Origin of the sequence: Ilumatobacter coccineus YM16-304, from assembly GCF_000348785.1 — a bacterium.
Classification (GTDB): domain Bacteria; phylum Actinomycetota; class Acidimicrobiia; order Acidimicrobiales; family Ilumatobacteraceae; genus Ilumatobacter_A; species Ilumatobacter_A coccineus.
The window spans coordinates 3,491,323-3,509,005 of the sequence record NC_020520.1 but is presented as its reverse complement, the minus strand read 5'-3'; the positions used below and the strand labels follow the sequence as shown (position 1 = coordinate 3,509,005).

The window sequence follows — 17,683 nt, the reverse complement described above, 5'->3', positions numbered from 1 at the left end:
AGTGGATCGATCTATGGTGGCGACATGCCGCACGATCCAGCGACGCCCGTCGACGGCCGGCGAGCGCGCCGCGAACGCAGTCGCGCAGCGGTGATCGACGCGGTGTTCGCGCTGATCGATGACGGCAAGGTGCCTCCTGCGGTCGACCAGATCGCCGAGCGTTCCGGCGTCTCCGTCTCGTCGATCTTCCGCATGTTCGACGGCCTCGACGACATGCGGAGCCAGGCGTTCGTCGAGTTCGAAGCTCGCTACGGGCACCTGTTGGCCGTCGACTTCGACGAGGCGGCGGCGGTCGACGACCGCATCGATCGACTCGTGCGGTCCCGCATCGACCTGTTCGCGGCAGCCGGTTCGCTCATGGCCCTCGCTCGTCAGCGGTCGCTCGATCACGAGCCGATGGCCGACCGCGTGAGTAACCAGCGGATGCTCCTCGCCGAGCAGACGCAGCAGTGTCTGCGTGCCGAGACGAGCCGGCTCACGCCGACCGAGGCGGCCAACCTCGTCGCGCTCGTCGACGCCGCCACGTCGCCCGAGGCCTTCGAGGTCTTGCGGGCGTCGCACGGCCGCACCCGTCGTCAGATCGAACGCACGTGGCGTCGAGCGGTCACGGCACTCGTCGCTGCATGGAGCGACGGCAACCAGGGAGACCCGGCATGACGCATCCATCCCGATTCGAAGGAACGATCGGTCGCACCCTGGCCGACTCGGAGGCGTGGCACGACGAGCCGCCCCATCCGGGTGCCGATGCCCCCAACGTCGTCGTCGTGCTGCTCGACGACACCGGCTTCGCCCAGTTCGGGTGCTACGGCTCCGACATCGACACGCCCAACATCGACGCGCTGGCCGCCGGCGGGCTCCAGTTCACCAACTTCCACGTCACGCCGCTGTGCTCGCCTACGCGCGCCTCGTTGCTCACGGGCCGGTCGCAGCACGCCGTCGGAATGCGCACGGTGTCGAACTTCCGCACCGGGTTCCCCAACCAACTCGGCCACATCAGCAACCACGCGGCCACGATCGCCGAAGTGCTCAAGCACGAGGGATACGCCACCTTCTGCGTCGGCAAATGGCACCTCGCCCCGATGGAGCAGTGCTCAGCTGCCGGGCCCTTCGACCAGTGGCCGCTCGCCCGCGGGTTCGACCGGTTCTACGGGTTCCTCGAAGGCGAGACCGATCAGTTCCACCCCGACCTCGTCTGCGACAACCATCCGATCGAGCCACCAGCAGGGCCCGCCGACGGCTATCACGTCAGCGAAGACCTCGTCGACCAGTTGACGAGGATGATCAGCGACAGCAAGGGCGTGCGACCCGACCGACCGTTCTTCGCCTACCTCCCGTTCGGTGCCACCCACGCGCCACACCAGGCGCCCCAGGCGTACCTCGACAAGTATCGGGGCCGGTACGACGAGGGATGGGACGTCATCCGCCAGCGGTGGTACGAACGCCAACTCGAACTCGGTGTCATCCCCGATGGCACGCAACTCGCGCCTCGGAATCCGGGGGTCGAGGCGTGGGACGACCTGCCGGTCAACCAGCAGCGAGTCGCGGCACGCCTGCAGGAAGCCTTTGCCGCATTCCTCGATCACACCGACGCCCAGATCGGGCGGCTGGTCGAGTCGCTGCGCAGCATCGGCGAACTCGACAACACGATCTTCGTCGTCCTTGCCGACAACGGTGCCTCCCAGGAGGGCGGGCCGTTCGGCGTGATGCACGAGATGAAGTTCTTCAACGGCATCTTCGAAGACGGTGACGCCATGATCGATCAGATCGACGACATCGGCGGTCCGCACAGCCACACCAACTACCCGTGGGGCTGGGCGCAGTGCGGCAACTCGCCCTTCAAGTGGTACAAGCAGAACACGCACGAAGGCGGCGTGCACGTGCCGATGATCGTCCACGCGCCGCGCCACGTCGACCCCGAGGCGCACGGGCTCCGCGACCAGTTCGTCAACGTCGCCGACATCGTTCCGACCATCTACGAACTCGTGGGCATCACCCCGCCCGACACGTACCGCGGCATCGACCAACTCCCCGTGACCGGACACTCCTTCGCCCAAGCTCTCGCCGATGCTGCTGCGCCAGCCACCAATCGCGTGCAGTACTTCGAGATGGCCGGGAGTCGAGCGCTCGTCCAACTCGACGACGACGGCGTCTCGTGGAAGGCGGTGTGCAAACACACCGCCGGAGGCGACTACGACACCGAACCCTGGGAGCTCTACCGGCTGAGCGACGACTGGTCGGAGTGCAACGACGTGGCCGCCGACCAGCCCGACAAACTCGCCGAACTGATCGACCTGTGGTGGCGCGAAGCCGAGCGACATGGCGTGCTCCCGCTCGACGACCGCATGATCGAACTCTTCGGTGCCCGCTTCCGCGACAACTCCCCGCACCCGGCCGACATGCGCTACGTCTACCGACCGCCGATGTCGCCGATGCCGGGGCAAGCGGCTGCGGCGATCGCCGGCAAGTCGTTCGACCTCACCGCGCGCATCACACGCGACGCCGACAGCGGGGGAGTGATCTACGCGACCGGCACCGAGAACTCCGGCATGTCGGTGTTCGTCCAGCACAACCGCCTCGTCGTCGACTACAACGCGTTCGACGAACACACCATCCTCGAATCCGACCGCGAGATCCCGACCGGCGATGCCACGCTCGTCGTCCAGTTGCGGCGCCGAGCGGGCATGGCCGGTGAGATGTCGCTCCTGATCGACGGCCACGCTGCCGGAACCGCCGACCTCCCGCTCTTCATGCGGATGATGTCGTCGGTCGGGCCGAGCGTCGCCTACGACCACGGATCGGCGGTGTCGCAGCGCTACGAGGCGCCCTTCCCGTTCGAAGGCCGACTCCACGAGGTCGAGATCCAACTCCTGAGCCGACAAGACGCCGAAGCGAGAGACGCCGAGGCCGCAGCAGAAATGAGCCGCCAATGACCCACCAACCCATCATCCGGTGTCTGACACGAAATGACCGACGTGGCGTGAGGGTGGGGGCATGACGCTCGCTGTCACGCTGCTCGGGACGGGGTCGCCGCTGCCGGCGCCCGATCGTGCCGGGCCCGCCACGCTGATCTCGGCCGGCGAAGGAGCCGACGCCGAGCACCACCTCGTCGACGCCGGTCGCGGTGTGCTGATGCGCCTCGCCGCCCTCGGACTCGGTGCCCCGAACCTCACGGCGGTGTGGATCACCCACCTGCACAGCGACCACATCACCGACCTCAACGACGTGATCACCACCCGCTGGGTCATGACCTTCACCGAGACACCGCTCACCATCGTCGGCCCGGTCGGCACACGGCAGGTCGTCGACCACATCCTGGCCTCGCTCGACCCCGACGTCGGCTACCGCCTCGCCCACCACGACGACCTCGATCATCGGCCGCCGGTCACCGTGATCGAAGTCGAGCGCGGCGAGGTGCACCTGCCCGACGGGCAGGGCGGCGCCGTCACGATCACGTGCGAGCAGACCGACCACAAACCGGTCGACCCGAGCGTCGGCTACCGCTTCGACCACGACGGAGCGAGCGTCGTCGTCGCCGGCGACACCGTGCCATGCACCGGCCTCGACGCCCTGTGCACCGGGGCGAACGCACTCGTGCACACGACGATCCGCAAAGACATCATTGCCAACGTGCCGTTCCAGCGCATGGTCGACACGCTCGACTACCACTCCTCTCCCGAAGAGGCCGGCGCCACCGCCGCTCGCGCCGAGGTCGACACGCTGATCCTCACGCACTACGTCCCGCCGATCCCACAGAGCGGCACCGCCGACGACTGGCGCGCACTCGCCGCCACCGAATTCGATGGCACGATCGAAGTCGGCGACGACCTCCATCGCGTCGAGATCACACCGCGCTGAACGCGGCGCAACCCATCCACCACCCAGCCCGCCACCGACTGAGAGCACCGACATGCACACACTGCGCACCCCCGACGAACGCTTCGCGGACCTGCCCGACTACCCGTTCGCTCCGAACTACGTCGACGTCGACGACCAAGACGGCGGCAGCCTCCGCGTCCACTACCTCGACGAAGGCCCAGCCGACGGCCCGGTCGTCCTCGCGATGCACGGCGAACCATCGTGGAGCTACCTGTACCGCAAGATCATCCCGCTCCTCGTCGCAGGCGGCGCCCGCGTCATCGCCCCCGACCTCGTCGGATTCGGCAAGAGCGACAAGCCGACCGAGAAGTCCGACTACACCTACGAGCGACACGTCGCCTGGATGCAGGCGGCGATCATCGACCACCTCGACCTGACCGACGCCACCTTCTTCGGACAGGACTGGGGAGGCCTCGTGGGGCTGCGCCTCGTCGCCGAGAACCCCGACCGGTTCGCCCGCGTCGTGATCGGCAACACCGGCCTGCCGACCGGCGAAGGATCACCCAGCCAGGCCTTCCTCGACTGGCAGAAGTTCAGCCAGGAATCACCGGTCTTCCCGATCGGCCAGATCCTGAACGGCGCCACGATCACCGAACTCACCGACGCCGAGATCGCCGCCTACGACGCACCGTTCCCCGACGAGACCTACAAGGAGGGCGCCCGGATCTTCCCGTCGCTCGTCCCCACCTCGACCGACGACCCGGCGGCCGACGCCAACCGAGCGGCGTGGGAGGTCTTCAGAGCCTGGACCAAACCCTTCGTCTGCTGCTTCAGCGACAGCGACCCGATCACCGGGGGTGGCGACAAGATCTTCCTGAAGCTGGTGCCTGGCACCGAGGGCCAGCCGCACACGACCATCACGAACGCTCACCACTTCTTCCAGGAAGACGGCGCACCGCAGATCGCCGAGGTCATCCTCGACGCGATCGCACGGGGCTGAGGCGGGCGTGACGACTCGGGGAGTGGGCGACGCGACATGACCTCCGTGGAGCGAACGGGCGTGATCGACGCGCCCCGAGACCTGGTCTGGGCGGCGCTCGCCGAGTTCGAGGCGATCAGCGCCTGGGCACCCGACGTCGACCACTCCTGTCTGATGACCACGCAACCCGACGGCGTCGGCGCGACGCGGCGGATCCAGACCGCGCGGGCGACCATCGTCGAAACCGTCACCACCTGGGACCCGCCGGGCACGCTGGCGTACCGGATCACCGGACTGCCACCGGTGCTCCGTGACGTGACCAACACGTGGCGGCTCACCCCGTCCGGCGACTCGACCACGGTCAGCCTCGTCACCTCCATCGACGCCGGACCGCGCCCTCCACAACAGCTCATCGCACGACTCGCCGCGAAGCGGTTCGCGGCCGCCTCGGAACGCATGATCGATGGCCTCGCCCGACACCTCGCCACCACGAACGGAGTCGCCTCGTGAGCAACGACCGTCCCGATGTCATCCTCATCATGACCGACGAGGAACGTGCCGCACCGCCCTACGAGTCGGCCGAGGTCGCCGCCTGGCGCCGCGCCAGCCTCCCGGGCGCCCGATGGTTCGAGGACCATGCTGTCAACTTTCGTCGCCACTACACCGGCTCGCTCGCCTGTGTGCCGAGCCGGCCGACGATCTTCACCGGGCAGTACCCGGCGGTCCACGGCGTCACCCAGACCGACGGGCTCGGCAAGATGGCCGACGATTCCCGCATGCGCTGGCTGCGCGCCGGAGAGGTCCCAACGCTCGGCCACTGGTTCCGCGCCGCGGGCTACGACACGCACTACGACGGCAAGTGGCACCTCTCGCACGCCGACCTCCACGACGCCGACGGCCGGCGCATCGACTCGAACGACGACGACGGCAACGTCCTTCCCGACGGCGTCGAGCGCTATCGCGATGCCGACCCGCTCGCCCCGTTCGGGTTCTCCGGCTGGATCGGCCCCGAACCACACGGCGGCGAACTCCGCAACAGCGGCGTGCGGCGCGACCCGCTGATCGCCGACCGAGTCGTCGCCTGGCTCGACGACCGCTACGCCCGCCGCGCCGCCGGCGATGCAGATGCGCAGCGTCCGTTCCTGCTCGTCGCGAGCTTCGTCAACCCGCACGACATCGTGCTCTTCCCCGTGTGGGCCCGACGCAACAACCCGATCACCCCGTCGCCGCTCGATCCGCCCCCCGTCCCAGAGGCCCCGACGCAGCACGAGGACCTCGCCACCAAACCGGCTGCGCAGATCGCCTACCGCGACACCTACCCCTCGAGTTACGGCCCGGCGCGAGTCGTGCACAACGCCTACGAGGGCAAGGCACAGGAGTACCGCGACCTCTATCACCGCCTGCACGCCGAGGTCGACACTCCGCTCGACCGCGTGCGCCGAGCGGTCACCGACAGCGGTTCGCACGCCGTCATCGCCAAGACCTCCGACCACGGCGATCTGCTCGGCGCGCACGGCGGCCTCCACCAGAAGTGGTTCAACCTGTACGACGAAGCCACCCGCGTCCCGTTCTCGCTCGTCCGCGTCGGCCCATCACCGTCTCGACCCGCAGTCATCGACGGCGCGCCCACCTCCCACGTCGACATCGTGCCGACGCTCGTCGCCGCGGCGGGCATCGACACGACGGCGACGACCGATGTGCTCCGCGCCGAGTTCACCGAAGTCCACCCACTCCCCGGCAACGACCTCATGCCGATCGTCGACGACCCGACGCTCGCCGACCCCGATCGCGCCGTGTACCTCATGACCAACGACAACATGCTCGAAGGAGACAGCGGAGCATCGGGCCTCGCCCGCAGGCTCGGGCGAACCGAACCCCCGCCGCTGCCCCTGCGCATCAAGACGCCGGCCCACGTCGCGTCGAACTTCGAAGCGCTCGTCCACCGCGTCGACGGCACGCTCTGGAAAATCGTCCGCGTGTACGACGACCCCGACACCTGGACCGAACCGGGAGTGCGCCACCTCGCATCGAGCGGCACGCCCGGACCCGATCAGTACCGCACCGAGCCGCTGCCCGACCAGTGGGAGTTGTACGACCTCGACCACGACCCGGCGGAGGCGCACAACCGTTGGCACGACGTCGGCATCGACCCAAGCGTCGCCGACGTGTTCGACCGCCTCTGCCTCGACCTCGAGCGCGAGCGCACGCGAGCGGTGCCACGGCGCAACCAGCCCTGGCCATACGCATCACGCCAACCCACGGCACCTCCACCGGCGAAGCGACCGCCTCCTCCCGCACGACTGCTCCGCGCCGCGCTTCGTCGCGCCGGGATGCACCCCGACGATCCCGACGCACGTGCCTTCGACCTCACCGGCAAGCGGGCGCTGGTCGTGGCCACGAACGTGGCGTGGCTCGACGTGGCGAAGCCCACCGGCGTCTTCGCCAGCGAGATGACCGTGCCCTATTACGCGTTCGCCGACGCAGGTATGGAGGTCGACGTCGCAAGCCCGTCGGGCGGCATGGTGGCGGTCGACCCCAAGTCGCTCAGGCCCGTCATCCGATCGGCCGACGACGATCGATTCCTCGCCGACGACGACTTCAAGGCGAAGGTCGCCGACTCGAAACCCATCGCCGATCTCGACATGTCCGACTACGACATCGTCTTCCTGGCCGGCGGATGGGGCGCCGCCTTCGACTTCGGTTTCTCCGACTCGCTCGCCCGGAAGATGACCGAGGCGAACGCCGCCGATGTCGTCCTCGGCGGCGTGTGCCACGGCCCGCTCGGCCTCGTCAACGCGAAGGCCACCGACGGCACGCCGCTCGTGGCGGGGCGCAAGGTCTCGGCGGTCACCGACAAACAGGTCCGCGAACTCGGCATCGAAGCAACTCCACACCACCCCGAGCGTGAGCTGCGGCGTGCCGGGGCCAACTTCGAGAGCGCGACCCGAGTGCGTGATCCGCTCGCGAACCACTGGGTCGTCGACGGCAACCTGGTCACCGGTCAGAACCAGAACGCCGGCCCGATGGTCGCTCGCGAGATGATGACGATCGTCGAACGGCGAGCAGCGACGACCGGCTGACCGGGCGGTGAGCGAGCCGGGGCGTCAGTCGTCGGTGTCGATGGCGAACACGTCGCTCATGCCGCAGACGCGCAGCAGCTGGAGCACGGCCTTGCTCGGCTCGACGAGCGTGAGCACCGCCTCGCGTTCGATGGCCGTGTTGTTCGCAGCGATGATCGCATTGAGCCCGGACGAATCGACGAACGTGCAGTTGCGGAGATCGAGTCGGATGTCGCCGGTGGTGTCGGCCACCGCGTCGTTCACCATCGGTGCCGTCGAAGCGTCGAGGTCGCCGAACACGACGAGCGTCCCGCCGTCACGCTCGATCCGAAAAGAACTCACTGCGGGAGTATCGCAGCCCGGCCGGTCCGCCGCAACGACCGGTGGTCGCATAGACACTGTCAGTAGAGCTCGGCGGCGAGCGCAGCCAGATCGTCGAACTGGGTTCGACCACGGGTCACATCGCTCACGAGCCGATCGAGCAGCTGCTCGATGTCGAGTCCGGCCACGGCGTTCGTGAGGCCGAGCAGCCGAGCCATGTCGGTGTCGATGTCGCCGTCCTTCGTCTCGATCAAGCCGTCGGTGAACAGTACGACCTTCGTGCCGGGTTCGTATGCGACCGCTGTCGGCGCGACCGGGCGATCGTAGGTGCACAGCGGTGGCCGGAGTGCCGGTTCGAGCGTCTCGGTCTCCCCGCCAGGATGCACGAGGATGGCCGGCAGGTGCCCGGCCGAGATCGAGGTCAGCGTGCGGTTCTGCGTGTCGGCGACGATCACGGCGACCGTCGCCATCGTGTCGATCGAGCGGGCGCTGAGCACCCGTTCGGCTTCGGAGAACACGCGATCGAGCGGGGTGTCGAGGATCAGCAACTGTGCGATGGTCGATCCGATCTGCGACATGCGTGCGGCAGCCGACGGACCGTGGCCGACCACGTCGCCCACGACGAGCCCGGTCCGGTGTTCGTCGATAGCGACGACGTCGAACCAGTCGCCCCCGAGTCCGGTGGCGTCCTCGGCCGGTTCGTAGCGCACGGCCGTGGTGATGTTGGGCTGCTCGCACGGTGGCGACAGCAGCGTGTTCTGCAGTTCTGTGATGAGTTCGCGGCGCTGGCGATGCAGCCGCGTCCGCTCCACCACGCTCCCGATCAGCCCGCCGACGGTCTGCAGTTGTGGGATCGGAAAGTCGTCGGCCGCCATCGGATGGTTCCAGCCGATCGTCATCGAGCCGACGAGGCTCCCGTCGCTGGTCAGGCAGGGCACGACCGCTTCGGCGACCAGTGCGGCGCCCACGTCGGAGGTGAACCGCTCAGCCCGTTCGGCGGGGCTGCCGACCGTGACGATCTGGCGGGTGCGGGCGGCCAACGCGTACGGCGCATCGTCGTCGATGTCGTAGGTGGCCTGCTCGACGCGTTCGGCGATGCCGTCGGCGGCGATGAATCTCGCCGACTTCGAGCCGGCATCCCACAGTCCGACGATGGCGATCATCGCGTCGAAGTACGCCGCCACATCGGCGTTGACCACCTCGGCGATGTCGTCGAACGAATCCGCTTTGGCCAGCGCTTCGGCGATGCGAGCGAGGCTCAGCGCTCGTCGGCGCGCAGCCGCTCGATCGGTGATGTCTTCGATCATGATGCCGACCCGAGGGCCATCGGCGAGTTCGATCCGGTAGTAGCTGCCAGACCAGGTTCGTTCGACGTCGGGCGCCGCCGCCGTGTGTCCGGAGACCTCGACGCCGGTCGCAGCTTCACCGGTCTCGAACACCGGTCGAAGCAACGCCATCACCGCGTCGGCGACGTCGGGCACGATCTCGCTCATCGTCCGACCGATGTGGTCGTCGACCGGCATGCCGTTGATCTCCGCCAACGTCTCGTTGACGATCTCGTAGCGGAAGTCGGAATCGACGAGCGCGATGCCGATCGGAGCACGCGCCAACACGGCGTTCAGCACCGCCTCCGAACGAGCGGCATCGCGCGCCGTCTTCCCCGCGGTGATCTCGTCGGTTGCAATCTGTGCGAGGTCCTTCAGCAAGGCCACATCGGTCTCAGTCCAGTCGCGCGTCGCCGTCTCCGACACGCCGAGTGCGCCCAGTGCGTTGCCGAACTGGTCTCGGAGCGGCACCCCCGCCCACGAGCGCACCCCATAGCCCTGCAGCGTGTCACTGAGTTCGACGCGCTCGTCGTGCTCGACATCCGACACCAGGAACGCGTCGTCGTAGGCGACCACGTACTGTGCCATCGACTCGGAGGCCGGAATGGTTCGATCGGACGGCTTCTCGACCTTGGTGCCGACGGTGGCCAACCAGCCGGCGTTCTCCTCGTCGATGATCGAGATGAACCCGTACGAGGCGCCGAGCAACGCCTGAGCGAGGTTGGAGATCCGGTCGAAACCGCGGCCGACCGGAAGATCCATCAGGCCCGTGGTGTGCACCGCCTCGACGCGTACCGGGTCGGTGAGTCTGGCCTCGATCAGCGCCGCGAGTTCGTCGGGGTCCGTCGGGTGCTGGCGCATCACGTCACTGTAGAAGCATCCACGTGTCGGCGTATCGTCCACCGCGCAATCGATGCGCGACCGCGCCCCGACCGCGCCCCGACCGTGCCCCGGCCGTGCCCCGGCCGCGTCTCGACCGGGCGGAGCTATCGCGTCACGCCCGATCCGGGCGGGATCGTGGGCGGTGCTTCGTTCAGTTCGGCCATCGCGAAACCGGCTGCTGCCTTGTAGTCGGCCATGAACGCTTCGACCTCCGCCCGAGGGATCACGTCGTCGATGTCGTCGAAGTAGCCGCCGCATCGCTCGTCGACGAGTCGCAGGATGCCGATCGGCCCGTGCCCCCGGTTGCGGAGCACCAGCGCCGAGATCGGTTCGATCAGTTGCGCCTCGAACGCGGCGAGCGCATCGACGTCGATCCCGAACTCGACGAACTTCGCGCCCAGCACGCGGGCGTCGACGATCGCCTGACTCGCACCGTTCGAACCGACGGGATACATCACGTGCGCGGCATCGCCGACGAGACACACACGGCCGTCGACCCACCGATCGACGGGATCGCGATCGACCATCGGAAACTCCCACACGGCCGGTGCACCGCGAACGAGCCCCGGAATGTCGAGCCAGTCGAACGTCCAGTCGTCGAACGCCGGGAGGAACGACTCGATGTCGACGCGCCGGTTCCAGTCGCTTCCGGCCAACCCGCCGTCGGTGTCGACGGTGAGCTCGGCGATCCAGTTCTGCAACTGCAGCCCGGAGTCGGGATCGACCCGCGAGATCGGGTAGTGCACGAACCGCTGATCGATCGTGCCGACGAGGGTGAACGCCGCGCCCGACCGCACCGGCGGACCGGGTGTGGCGCCACGCCACAGGATCTGGCCGCCCCAGTGCGGCTCGGGCTGGCTTGGGTGCATCTGCGCCCGCACTGCGGAATGCAGACCGTCGGCGGCGATCAACAGTGAACCGTGCAACTCGGTGGTCGTGCCGTCGCGTCGATCGACCACGGCGACGACGCCACCGCTCGTGTTCCGGTAGCCGACCACTCGGTGCCCGGTGCGAACGGCGTCGGGCCCCAGCCGCTCGATCACGGCCCGATACAACATCATCTGCAACTCGCCACGGTGAACCGCATACTGCGGCCAGCGGTATCCAGCCGCTCGCCCTCGCGGTTCTGACCACACGTCGTTGCCGCCGCGCCCCACGAGCGCCCATTCGGTCGCCTCGATGCCGATGTCGTCCAACTGCTCGCCGAAGCCGAGATCGATCAGCTCGCGGATCGCGTTGGGCTGCAGGTTGATGCCCACGCCCAATGGGGCAAGGGTGCGCACCGACTCGAGCACCACCACGGGAACCCCGATCTGGTGGCAGGTGAGCGCCATCGTGAGCCCGGCGATGCCGCCACCGGCGACGAGCACGGGAGCGGTCGGCGTCGTCATGGGCACGGTCCGGTCTCGACACCGGACGCGTCGACGGCGCGCAACACGCGCTCGACTTCGGTGGCATCGACGGCGAAGCCGACTCGGTCGCGCTGGGTGGATGCCGCGTAGATGATGCCGATCACGCCGCCATCCTCGTCGAGGATCGGGCCACCGGAGTGACCGACCTCGATGTCGGCGACCACCTCGACGGCCGCTCGTCGCACCCGTCCCTCGCCGTAGATGTCTTCGATCGTGACCACGAGTCGCTTGGCGACGTCGACCGGCACCTCGCGAACCCCGAGATCGCGCGACCACACGAGTGCCCGGCCCGGCCCGGTGCCGACATCGCCGAGGTCGAGCATCGGCGCCTCGAGTGTGCTCGCACTCACGACAGCGAGGTCGGCGTCCTTGTCGAACGCCACCACGTCGGCCGCGTGCTCGTTGCCGTCGACGTCGACGACCACCACGTCGGTGGTGCCGCGCAGCGTGTGCGCGACGGTGACGACCTGGCCCGAGGCGCCCACGACGACGCCGCTCCCGAACGTCGGGTTGGGTCCGCACCCTTCGGCGACGATGCCGACACCCGATCGGGCGAGCCCCGCCGAATCGGCCGCGGCATCGCTCCCGGACGAACAACCCGTTCCGACGAGCAGCGCGGTCGCGAGACCGAGGCACAGCAGTCGCATGACTCGCTCGGCTCGTGCGGCGCCGAGGTCACTCACTCGTGAGGCGTTGCCGGAGTGAGTGAGTACGTGCCATCAGTGATCGTCCGGTGTCGCCTCCGCCAACGCTACTACCGCGGTTCCGGTGACGACCGGAGCGCCATCGCGTTCGAGGAACACGTCGCAGTGTGCGCGTCGTTCACCGTCGACCGTCTCGATCGAGGTGACGGTGCCGGTCGCCGTGACGTGATCGTGGTCGAGGACCGGGTGACCGAACGAAACCCGCAAGCGGCGGACACAGGTGGGGCCCTGCCAGGCCATGAGCATGTTGGTGATGTACGACAGGTTGAGTGGACCCTGATTGATCACCCGCGGTCCGAACCCGATCGCATCGACCGCCTCGCGGTCCCAGTGCACGGGGTACGGGTCGCGCAGGATCGCGGCCATCGTCTTCATCCGATCGGGGCTGACGTCGGGCATCTCCCACGGCGGGATGGTGGTGCCGGGTTCGATGCTCATCGCCGCAACCTCCAGTGGTTGGTGATCCGAGCAGCGGGCTGTCCGTCGGGCGTCGTGAGTTCGACCGAGAACACGAAGCGGTCGTACACCGCCGGTGCCCCGGTGCGCTTGTCGGTGCCGGTGACTCGTTCGGTCTCGATCACCCCGCCGTCGAAGCGGTACTCGACGTCTTCGCGAAGCGGCTGGAAGTACTCCCAGTCGTAGCCGTCGAGTCCGACCGACCCGGCGCCCTCGACCTGGCCGAGCGCGAACAGTTCGGCGATCGACGTGCCCACACCCTGGATCGGCACGTGGAACAGAGCGACCGGATGAACCAGGTGGTCGGGGAGTTGCTCGCGTCCCGTGCAATCGGTCAGCAACCAGTTCTCCCAGTGCTCGATGGTGCGAGTGCCGCCGGGAAATCGATACCCGATCAGGTTCTCCAGCTCGGTCTCGGTCATGTGGCGACCGTATTCGGCGTGCGATCCGGTGGTCGACTCGAAGCGCCGTGCCCCGCCTGTCCGTCGGGCGGCGCCGTGTTCTACGGTCGCGTCGAGCGCAGATCGCGCCACGGGTCCGACAGGACGGAACGAACAAGGGGACAGGACACGATGTTCGACTTCACGGGAAAGACGGTGCTCATCACCGGAGCGAGCTACGGCCTGGGAGAGCACTTCGCCCAGTCGTACGCGGAGGCCGGCGCCGACCTGGTGCTCACCGCGCGCAGCGGTGACCTCCTGGAGGCGGTCGCCGAAACGTGTCGCGCCAAGGGCAGCAAGGTCACGGTCGCCACCGGCGACGTGTCGATCGAAGACGACGTCAAGCGCGTCATCGCCGCCGGCGTGGCCGAGCACGGCAAGATCGACATCCTCGTCAACAACGCTGGCATCGCCGACATGCGCGGCGTCGCCGCCGAGCACTTCGACGCCGAGACCTTCAACCAGATCCTGTCGGTCGACCTGGTCGGCGCGTTCTACTACGCCCGCGAATGCGGTCGCCACATGCTCGAGAACGGCAGCGGCTCGATCGTCAACATCTGCTCGATCATGGCCAGTGGCGGCAACGAGGCGAACGTCATCGCGTACACGGCGGCCAAGGGCGGCCTGCTCAACATGACCTACCAACTCGGCTGCGAGTGGGCCGATCGCGGCGTGCGCGTCAACGCCGTGTCGCCGGGCTTCATCGTCACCGAGATGACCCGCCCGGCGCTCGAAGCGCTCGGCATGGACAAGTGGCTCGCCAGCCGCACGCCGATGCGCCGTGTGGGTGAAGTCCAAGAGGTCACCAACGCCGTGCTCTTCCTCAGCTCCGATCTCGCCAGCTACATCACCGGCGTCGACCTGCTCGTCGACGGTGGCACCAACGCCAGCAACGGCACGTTCCAGATCCCGCCGATCCATCACGAGTGGAACAAGGACACGCCGATGGTGCCGAGCAGCTACGAGCCGGTCCAGCCGCGCCCCGACTGGTACCAGGCGCTCGAGAACGGCATCCCGGGCATCCACTACCCGATGCCCGAGGGCCTCGACGGCTGAACGCGCCGGCTCCCTCGCGAGCATCTGACATGATGCGTTGTCCGCTCGGCCCGAGTCGAGCGGACAACGTCTGAAATCGTCATGTGAGGAGCGAGATGTCGACGCCACCAATCGAACGAGTTGCCGTGCTCGGACTCGGCAAGGTCGGGCTGCTGGCGGCTCGCCTGCTGCACGCCGGGGGCTTCGAGGTCGTCGGCATCGACCAGCGCGAGGTCCGCTCGGCGGTCGACTTCCGCACGGTCTCGGGTGTCGACGTCGGCTCCGAGGAACTGCGTGAGCACCTGGCCGGTGTCGACGCAGTGCTGTCGTGTCTCCCGTACGCGCTCAACATCGGCGTCGCCGAGATGGCGCACGGCCTCGGTGTGCACTACTTCGACCTCACCGAAGACGTCCCCACCACCGAGCGCATCCGCACGCTCGCCGAGTCGTCGACGAGCCTGATGGCACCGCAGTGCGGCCTGGCGCCGGGGTTCGTCGGCATCGTCGCAGCGAATCAGGCGGCATCGTTCGATCGGTGCCGCTCGATCCGCATGCGCGTCGGTGCGCTCCCGCAGCACCCGACCGGGCTCCTCGGCTACGCCTTCAACTGGTCACCCGAGGGCGTCGTCAACGAGTACCTCAACGACTGCGAGGTGATCGAAGGCGGGCAGCGCAAGTGGGTGTCGCCGATGGAGTGGCACGAGATCGTCTACGTGGCGGGCACCCGCCTCGAAGCGTTCACCACGTCCGGCGGGCTCGGCACGATGTGCGAGACCTATCACGGCGTGGTCGAGAACCTCGACTACAAGACCATGCGCTACCCGGGCCACATGCAGCAGATGAACTTCTTCTTCCACGAGCTGCTCATGCGTGACCAACGCGAGCTCGCCGGACAGATCCTCACCAATGCCAAGCCACCGGTCGATGAAGACGTCGTCTACGTCCACGTCGCGTCCGAAGGCGAGATCGACGGGCAGATGCGGCGCGTCGAGTACGTCCGCAGCTTCCTGCCGCGAGACGTGGCGGGTGTGCGGGCGACGGCCATCGCCTGGACGACGGCGTCGTCGGTCGTCGCGGTCATCGAGATGGTCAACGCCGGCAGGTTGCCGGCGAGCGGGTTCCTGAAGCAGGAGGACATCCCGTTCGATGCCTTCCTCGCCACGCCGACCGGCTCGTACTTCGGCGACCGCTGAGCGGCACCGTGAGCGCTGGGAGGTGATCCAGCGTGCGGGTCAGCGGGGGGAACGTGCTTCGCTGAGCACGTGGCGCATCCCGTCGGCGGCGCGCTGAGCCGGCTCGGCGGCCGGTCTTCCCCAGTTGTCGTCGTTGCACACCTCGAGCGACCACGGCAGGTCGACGCCGGCGTCGAGCAACGTCGACACGAACTCCACGGCGCCGAACTCACCGGTGCCCGGCGGCAGGCGGTTGCGGAGGCAGTCGTCCTTGTAGTCGTCGAGTTGCGGGGCACGCGGCCCGTCGCTCATCTGGATGCCCGTGATCAGCTCGCCCGGAATCGCCCGGATCATGTCGAGGTCGTCGACGCCGCGAGCGTGGTGCCAGATGTCGACGCACACGCCACCGTTCGGCCGGTCGGCTTCCTGCACGATCTGCAACGTGTCGGCCGCCGACACCAGGTTCGTGAACGGCAGGAACTCGAGCCCGACGACGGCGCCGTGTTCGGCGGCTCGATCGCACAGTTCACCGAACCGCGTCGCGGCGTCGTGGAGCGTGCCCTCGTACGGAGCGATGGCCTGCACGTAGCGACTCTCGAACGTGTCGACCACCTCCCACACGAGGTGCTCGAACGCGAAGTAGTCGTCGGTCGGAGCGTGCGCCGCCCAGCCCGACAGCGCCTCGACTTCGGCGATGCAGATCGATGCCTCGTCGAGCCACTCGCGGACCTGTTCGACGTCGAGGCCCTCGCTGCGAAGCCGGCCGTACTGCCCGGCGAAGAGTCCGATCCCGGCGAAGCCCGCCGCACCCGCCGCGCTGATGCGGTCGTCGAGCGGATGGTCGAGGGCGAGCGTGAAGTGGCTGAGCACCAGATCGTCGCCAGTGAGCTTCCGAGCCGATGTCGTCATGGCGGCGACGTTACTCTCGGCTCATGGTGCACATTCCAACCCGCGGAGACGTTCCGGTTCGTATCGGCCCGAGCGTCGACCTCCTTCCCGACCACGGCCCGAGTCAGATGAGTGCCGACGTCTACAACGACCCCGTTCGCTTCGAACTCGAACGCGAGCGGGTGTTGGGCAAGCACTGGATCCTGGCCGGGCGCAGCGAACAGGTCGCCGAGACCGGTGACTGGCTGACGTTCGAAGGCCACGGCGAGACCGTCGTCGTCACCCGCCAGCCCGACGGTTCGCTCGCTGCGTTCCACAACGTCTGCCAGCACCGCGGACCCGCCATCGTCGGAGAACTCGCCGGCTGCGGCGCCCGCCGATTCACCTGCCCGTACCACGGCTGGGTGTACGACACGACCGGTGTGGTCGTCGGCGTTCCCGACCGCGAGGACTTCGACCCCGAACACCTCGACGGCATCCGCTCGCCGGCCGTGGCGGTCGACGAATGGGCCGGATGGGTCTGGATCAACCTCGCCGGACCCGACGAGGCCGAGCCGCTGTCGGAAGCCATCGGTGAAGAGATCGCCGCCGACCTCGGTCGCTACGCGATGGAAGGCATGATCCTGCACGAGGTCGTCGAGTGGGACGTGCCGGTCAGCTACAAGGCGATCGTCGACGGCTTCAACGAGATCTACCACGCCAAGCAACTCCACGGTGTGGGCCCCGAGTGGACGAAGGCGGCTCGCCACACCGCGTTCTACATCACCGGCGACAACTACATGTGCTTCGTGCCTCGCGCCGATCACTTCGACGAGATCGCCGACGATCCCGATCACCACAAGTACGCGATCTGTCACTACGTCGTGTTCCCCAACACGGTCTTCAACTGCAACCCCGAACACGTCCAGGTCTTCAACCCGATCCCGATCGACGTCGACCGCACCAAGTTCCTGTGCTGGCAGTTGATCTACCCCGGCGACCTCGACGACCCCGAGTACGCCAAGTACTACGAGTACACGATGAAGCACTGGGACGGGCTCAAGAAGGTCGTCGGCGAGGACGTCGAGATCTACGATCAACTCGCCCGCACCAAGCGGTCGAGCGCCTACAAGACGCACACGCTCAACAACCGCGAGTGCAAGCTGGCGCACTACCACGACAACATGGACCGCAAGATCCGGAACGACTGAGGCA

16 protein-coding genes are annotated in these 17,683 nt (G+C 67.9%); 9 read left to right on the top strand and 7 right to left on the bottom strand.

Features of this window, described 5'->3' with window-relative positions:
• Window positions 1-24: 24 nt before the first annotated feature.
• The 6 genes from YM304_RS22810 to YM304_RS15735 all read left to right on the top strand — a co-directional run bounded on the left by YM304_RS22810 (window position 25) and on the right by YM304_RS15735 (window position 7,875).
• Window positions 25-657 carry a hypothetical protein gene (locus tag YM304_RS22810; RefSeq protein WP_015442702.1) on the top strand — a complete coding sequence of 211 codons (633 nt, stop codon included), beginning with the start codon at window positions 25-27 and terminating at the stop codon, window positions 655-657.
• A complete protein-coding gene (locus tag YM304_RS15755) occupies window positions 654-2,930 on the top strand; it encodes an arylsulfatase (RefSeq protein ID WP_015442701.1) in 2,277 nt (758 codons plus the stop codon). Before YM304_RS22810 ends, YM304_RS15755 begins: the two co-directional genes overlap by 4 nt.
• Window positions 2,931-2,991: 61 nt before the next feature.
• Window positions 2,992-3,855 carry a ribonuclease Z gene (locus tag YM304_RS15750; protein WP_015442700.1) on the top strand — a complete coding sequence of 288 codons (864 nt, stop codon included), beginning with the start codon at window positions 2,992-2,994 and terminating at the stop codon, window positions 3,853-3,855.
• Between the two features lie 52 nt (window positions 3,856-3,907).
• The gene (locus YM304_RS15745) at window positions 3,908-4,816 is read left to right on the top strand and encodes a haloalkane dehalogenase (RefSeq protein ID WP_015442699.1); all 909 of its coding nucleotides are present in this window, start codon (window positions 3,908-3,910) and stop codon (window positions 4,814-4,816) included.
• Between the two features lie 36 nt (window positions 4,817-4,852).
• Entirely contained in the window at window positions 4,853-5,305 is a 453-nt protein-coding gene (locus tag YM304_RS15740; protein ID WP_015442698.1) for an SRPBCC family protein, read from the top strand.
• Complete coding sequence (locus YM304_RS15735; protein ID WP_015442697.1) at window positions 5,302-7,875, top strand: sulfatase-like hydrolase/transferase; 2,574 nt, start codon at window positions 5,302-5,304, stop codon at window positions 7,873-7,875. Before YM304_RS15740 ends, YM304_RS15735 begins: the two co-directional genes overlap by 4 nt.
• Before the next feature lie 24 nt (window positions 7,876-7,899).
• Here the strand turns inward: YM304_RS15735 and YM304_RS22805 are convergent, their stop codons facing one another.
• The 6 genes from YM304_RS22805 to YM304_RS25085 all read right to left on the bottom strand — a co-directional run bounded on the left by YM304_RS22805 (window position 7,900) and on the right by YM304_RS25085 (window position 13,376).
• Window positions 7,900-8,196: an STAS domain-containing protein gene (locus tag YM304_RS22805; protein WP_015442696.1), complete on the bottom strand. Its 297-nt coding sequence runs from the start codon at window positions 8,194-8,196 to the stop codon at window positions 7,900-7,902.
• 59 nt (window positions 8,197-8,255) lie between these two features.
• Window positions 8,256-10,361: a SpoIIE family protein phosphatase gene (locus YM304_RS15725; RefSeq protein WP_041298364.1), complete on the bottom strand. Its 2,106-nt coding sequence runs from the start codon at window positions 10,359-10,361 to the stop codon at window positions 8,256-8,258.
• 125 nt (window positions 10,362-10,486) lie between these two features.
• The gene (locus YM304_RS15720) at window positions 10,487-11,773 is read right to left on the bottom strand and encodes a flavin-dependent oxidoreductase (protein ID WP_015442694.1); all 1,287 of its coding nucleotides are present in this window, start codon (window positions 11,771-11,773) and stop codon (window positions 10,487-10,489) included.
• Window positions 11,770-12,477 (bottom strand): trypsin-like peptidase domain-containing protein, encoded by a 708-nt coding sequence (locus YM304_RS15715; protein WP_015442693.1) that lies wholly within the window; start codon window positions 12,475-12,477, stop codon window positions 11,770-11,772. The genes YM304_RS15720 and YM304_RS15715 overlap by 4 nt, the downstream gene beginning before the upstream one ends.
• A gap of 36 nt (window positions 12,478-12,513) precedes the next feature.
• A complete protein-coding gene (locus YM304_RS15710) occupies window positions 12,514-12,936 on the bottom strand; it encodes a MaoC family dehydratase (RefSeq protein WP_015442692.1) in 423 nt (140 codons plus the stop codon).
• Window positions 12,933-13,376, bottom strand: coding sequence for a hypothetical protein (locus YM304_RS25085; protein WP_015442691.1), 444 nt, complete (start codon window positions 13,374-13,376; stop codon window positions 12,933-12,935). The genes YM304_RS15710 and YM304_RS25085 overlap by 4 nt, the downstream gene beginning before the upstream one ends.
• A 150-nt stretch (window positions 13,377-13,526) precedes the next feature.
• Between YM304_RS25085 and YM304_RS15700 the strand changes: the two genes are divergently transcribed.
• Window positions 13,527-14,450, top strand: coding sequence for an SDR family NAD(P)-dependent oxidoreductase (locus YM304_RS15700; RefSeq protein WP_015442690.1), 924 nt, complete (start codon window positions 13,527-13,529; stop codon window positions 14,448-14,450).
• A gap of 95 nt (window positions 14,451-14,545) precedes the next feature.
• Window positions 14,546-15,622, top strand: coding sequence for a saccharopine dehydrogenase family protein (locus YM304_RS15695; RefSeq protein ID WP_015442689.1), 1,077 nt, complete (start codon window positions 14,546-14,548; stop codon window positions 15,620-15,622).
• Window positions 15,623-15,661: 39 nt separating this feature from the next.
• Here YM304_RS15695 and YM304_RS15690 read toward each other — a convergent pair whose 3' ends face one another.
• Window positions 15,662-16,510, bottom strand: coding sequence for a sugar phosphate isomerase/epimerase family protein (locus tag YM304_RS15690; RefSeq protein ID WP_015442688.1), 849 nt, complete (start codon window positions 16,508-16,510; stop codon window positions 15,662-15,664).
• 23 nt (window positions 16,511-16,533) lie between these two features.
• On the opposite strand from YM304_RS15690, the gene YM304_RS15685 reads away from it, so the two are divergent.
• Window positions 16,534-17,679, top strand: a complete 1,146-nt coding sequence (locus tag YM304_RS15685; RefSeq protein ID WP_015442687.1) for an aromatic ring-hydroxylating oxygenase subunit alpha — start codon at window positions 16,534-16,536, stop codon at window positions 17,677-17,679.
• Window positions 17,680-17,683 lie beyond the last annotated feature (4 nt).

Coding starts and splice junctions, on each gene's coding strand:
- YM304_RS15700 (WP_015442690.1), top strand. CDS start 13,527: ATGTTCGACTTCACGGGAAAGACGGTGCTCATCACCGGAGCGAGCTAC.
- YM304_RS15745 (WP_015442699.1), top strand. CDS start 3,908: ATGCACACACTGCGCACCCCCGACGAACGCTTCGCGGACCTGCCCGAC.
- YM304_RS15710 (WP_015442692.1), bottom strand. CDS start 12,936: ATGAGCATCGAACCCGGCACCACCATCCCGCCGTGGGAGATGCCCGAC.
- YM304_RS15725 (WP_041298364.1), bottom strand. CDS start 10,361: ATGCGCCAGCACCCGACGGACCCCGACGAACTCGCGGCGCTGATCGAG.
- YM304_RS15740 (WP_015442698.1), top strand. CDS start 4,853: ATGACCTCCGTGGAGCGAACGGGCGTGATCGACGCGCCCCGAGACCTG.
- YM304_RS15720 (WP_015442694.1), bottom strand. CDS start 11,773: ATGACGACGCCGACCGCTCCCGTGCTCGTCGCCGGTGGCGGCATCGCC.
- YM304_RS15750 (WP_015442700.1), top strand. CDS start 2,992: ATGACGCTCGCTGTCACGCTGCTCGGGACGGGGTCGCCGCTGCCGGCG.
- YM304_RS15685 (WP_015442687.1), top strand. CDS start 16,534: ATGGTGCACATTCCAACCCGCGGAGACGTTCCGGTTCGTATCGGCCCG.
- YM304_RS15690 (WP_015442688.1), bottom strand. CDS start 16,510: ATGACGACATCGGCTCGGAAGCTCACTGGCGACGATCTGGTGCTCAGC.
- YM304_RS22810 (WP_015442702.1), top strand. CDS start 25: ATGCCGCACGATCCAGCGACGCCCGTCGACGGCCGGCGAGCGCGCCGC.
- YM304_RS15695 (WP_015442689.1), top strand. CDS start 14,546: ATGTCGACGCCACCAATCGAACGAGTTGCCGTGCTCGGACTCGGCAAG.
- YM304_RS25085 (WP_015442691.1), bottom strand. CDS start 13,376: ATGACCGAGACCGAGCTGGAGAACCTGATCGGGTATCGATTTCCCGGC.
- YM304_RS15755 (WP_015442701.1), top strand. CDS start 654: ATGACGCATCCATCCCGATTCGAAGGAACGATCGGTCGCACCCTGGCC.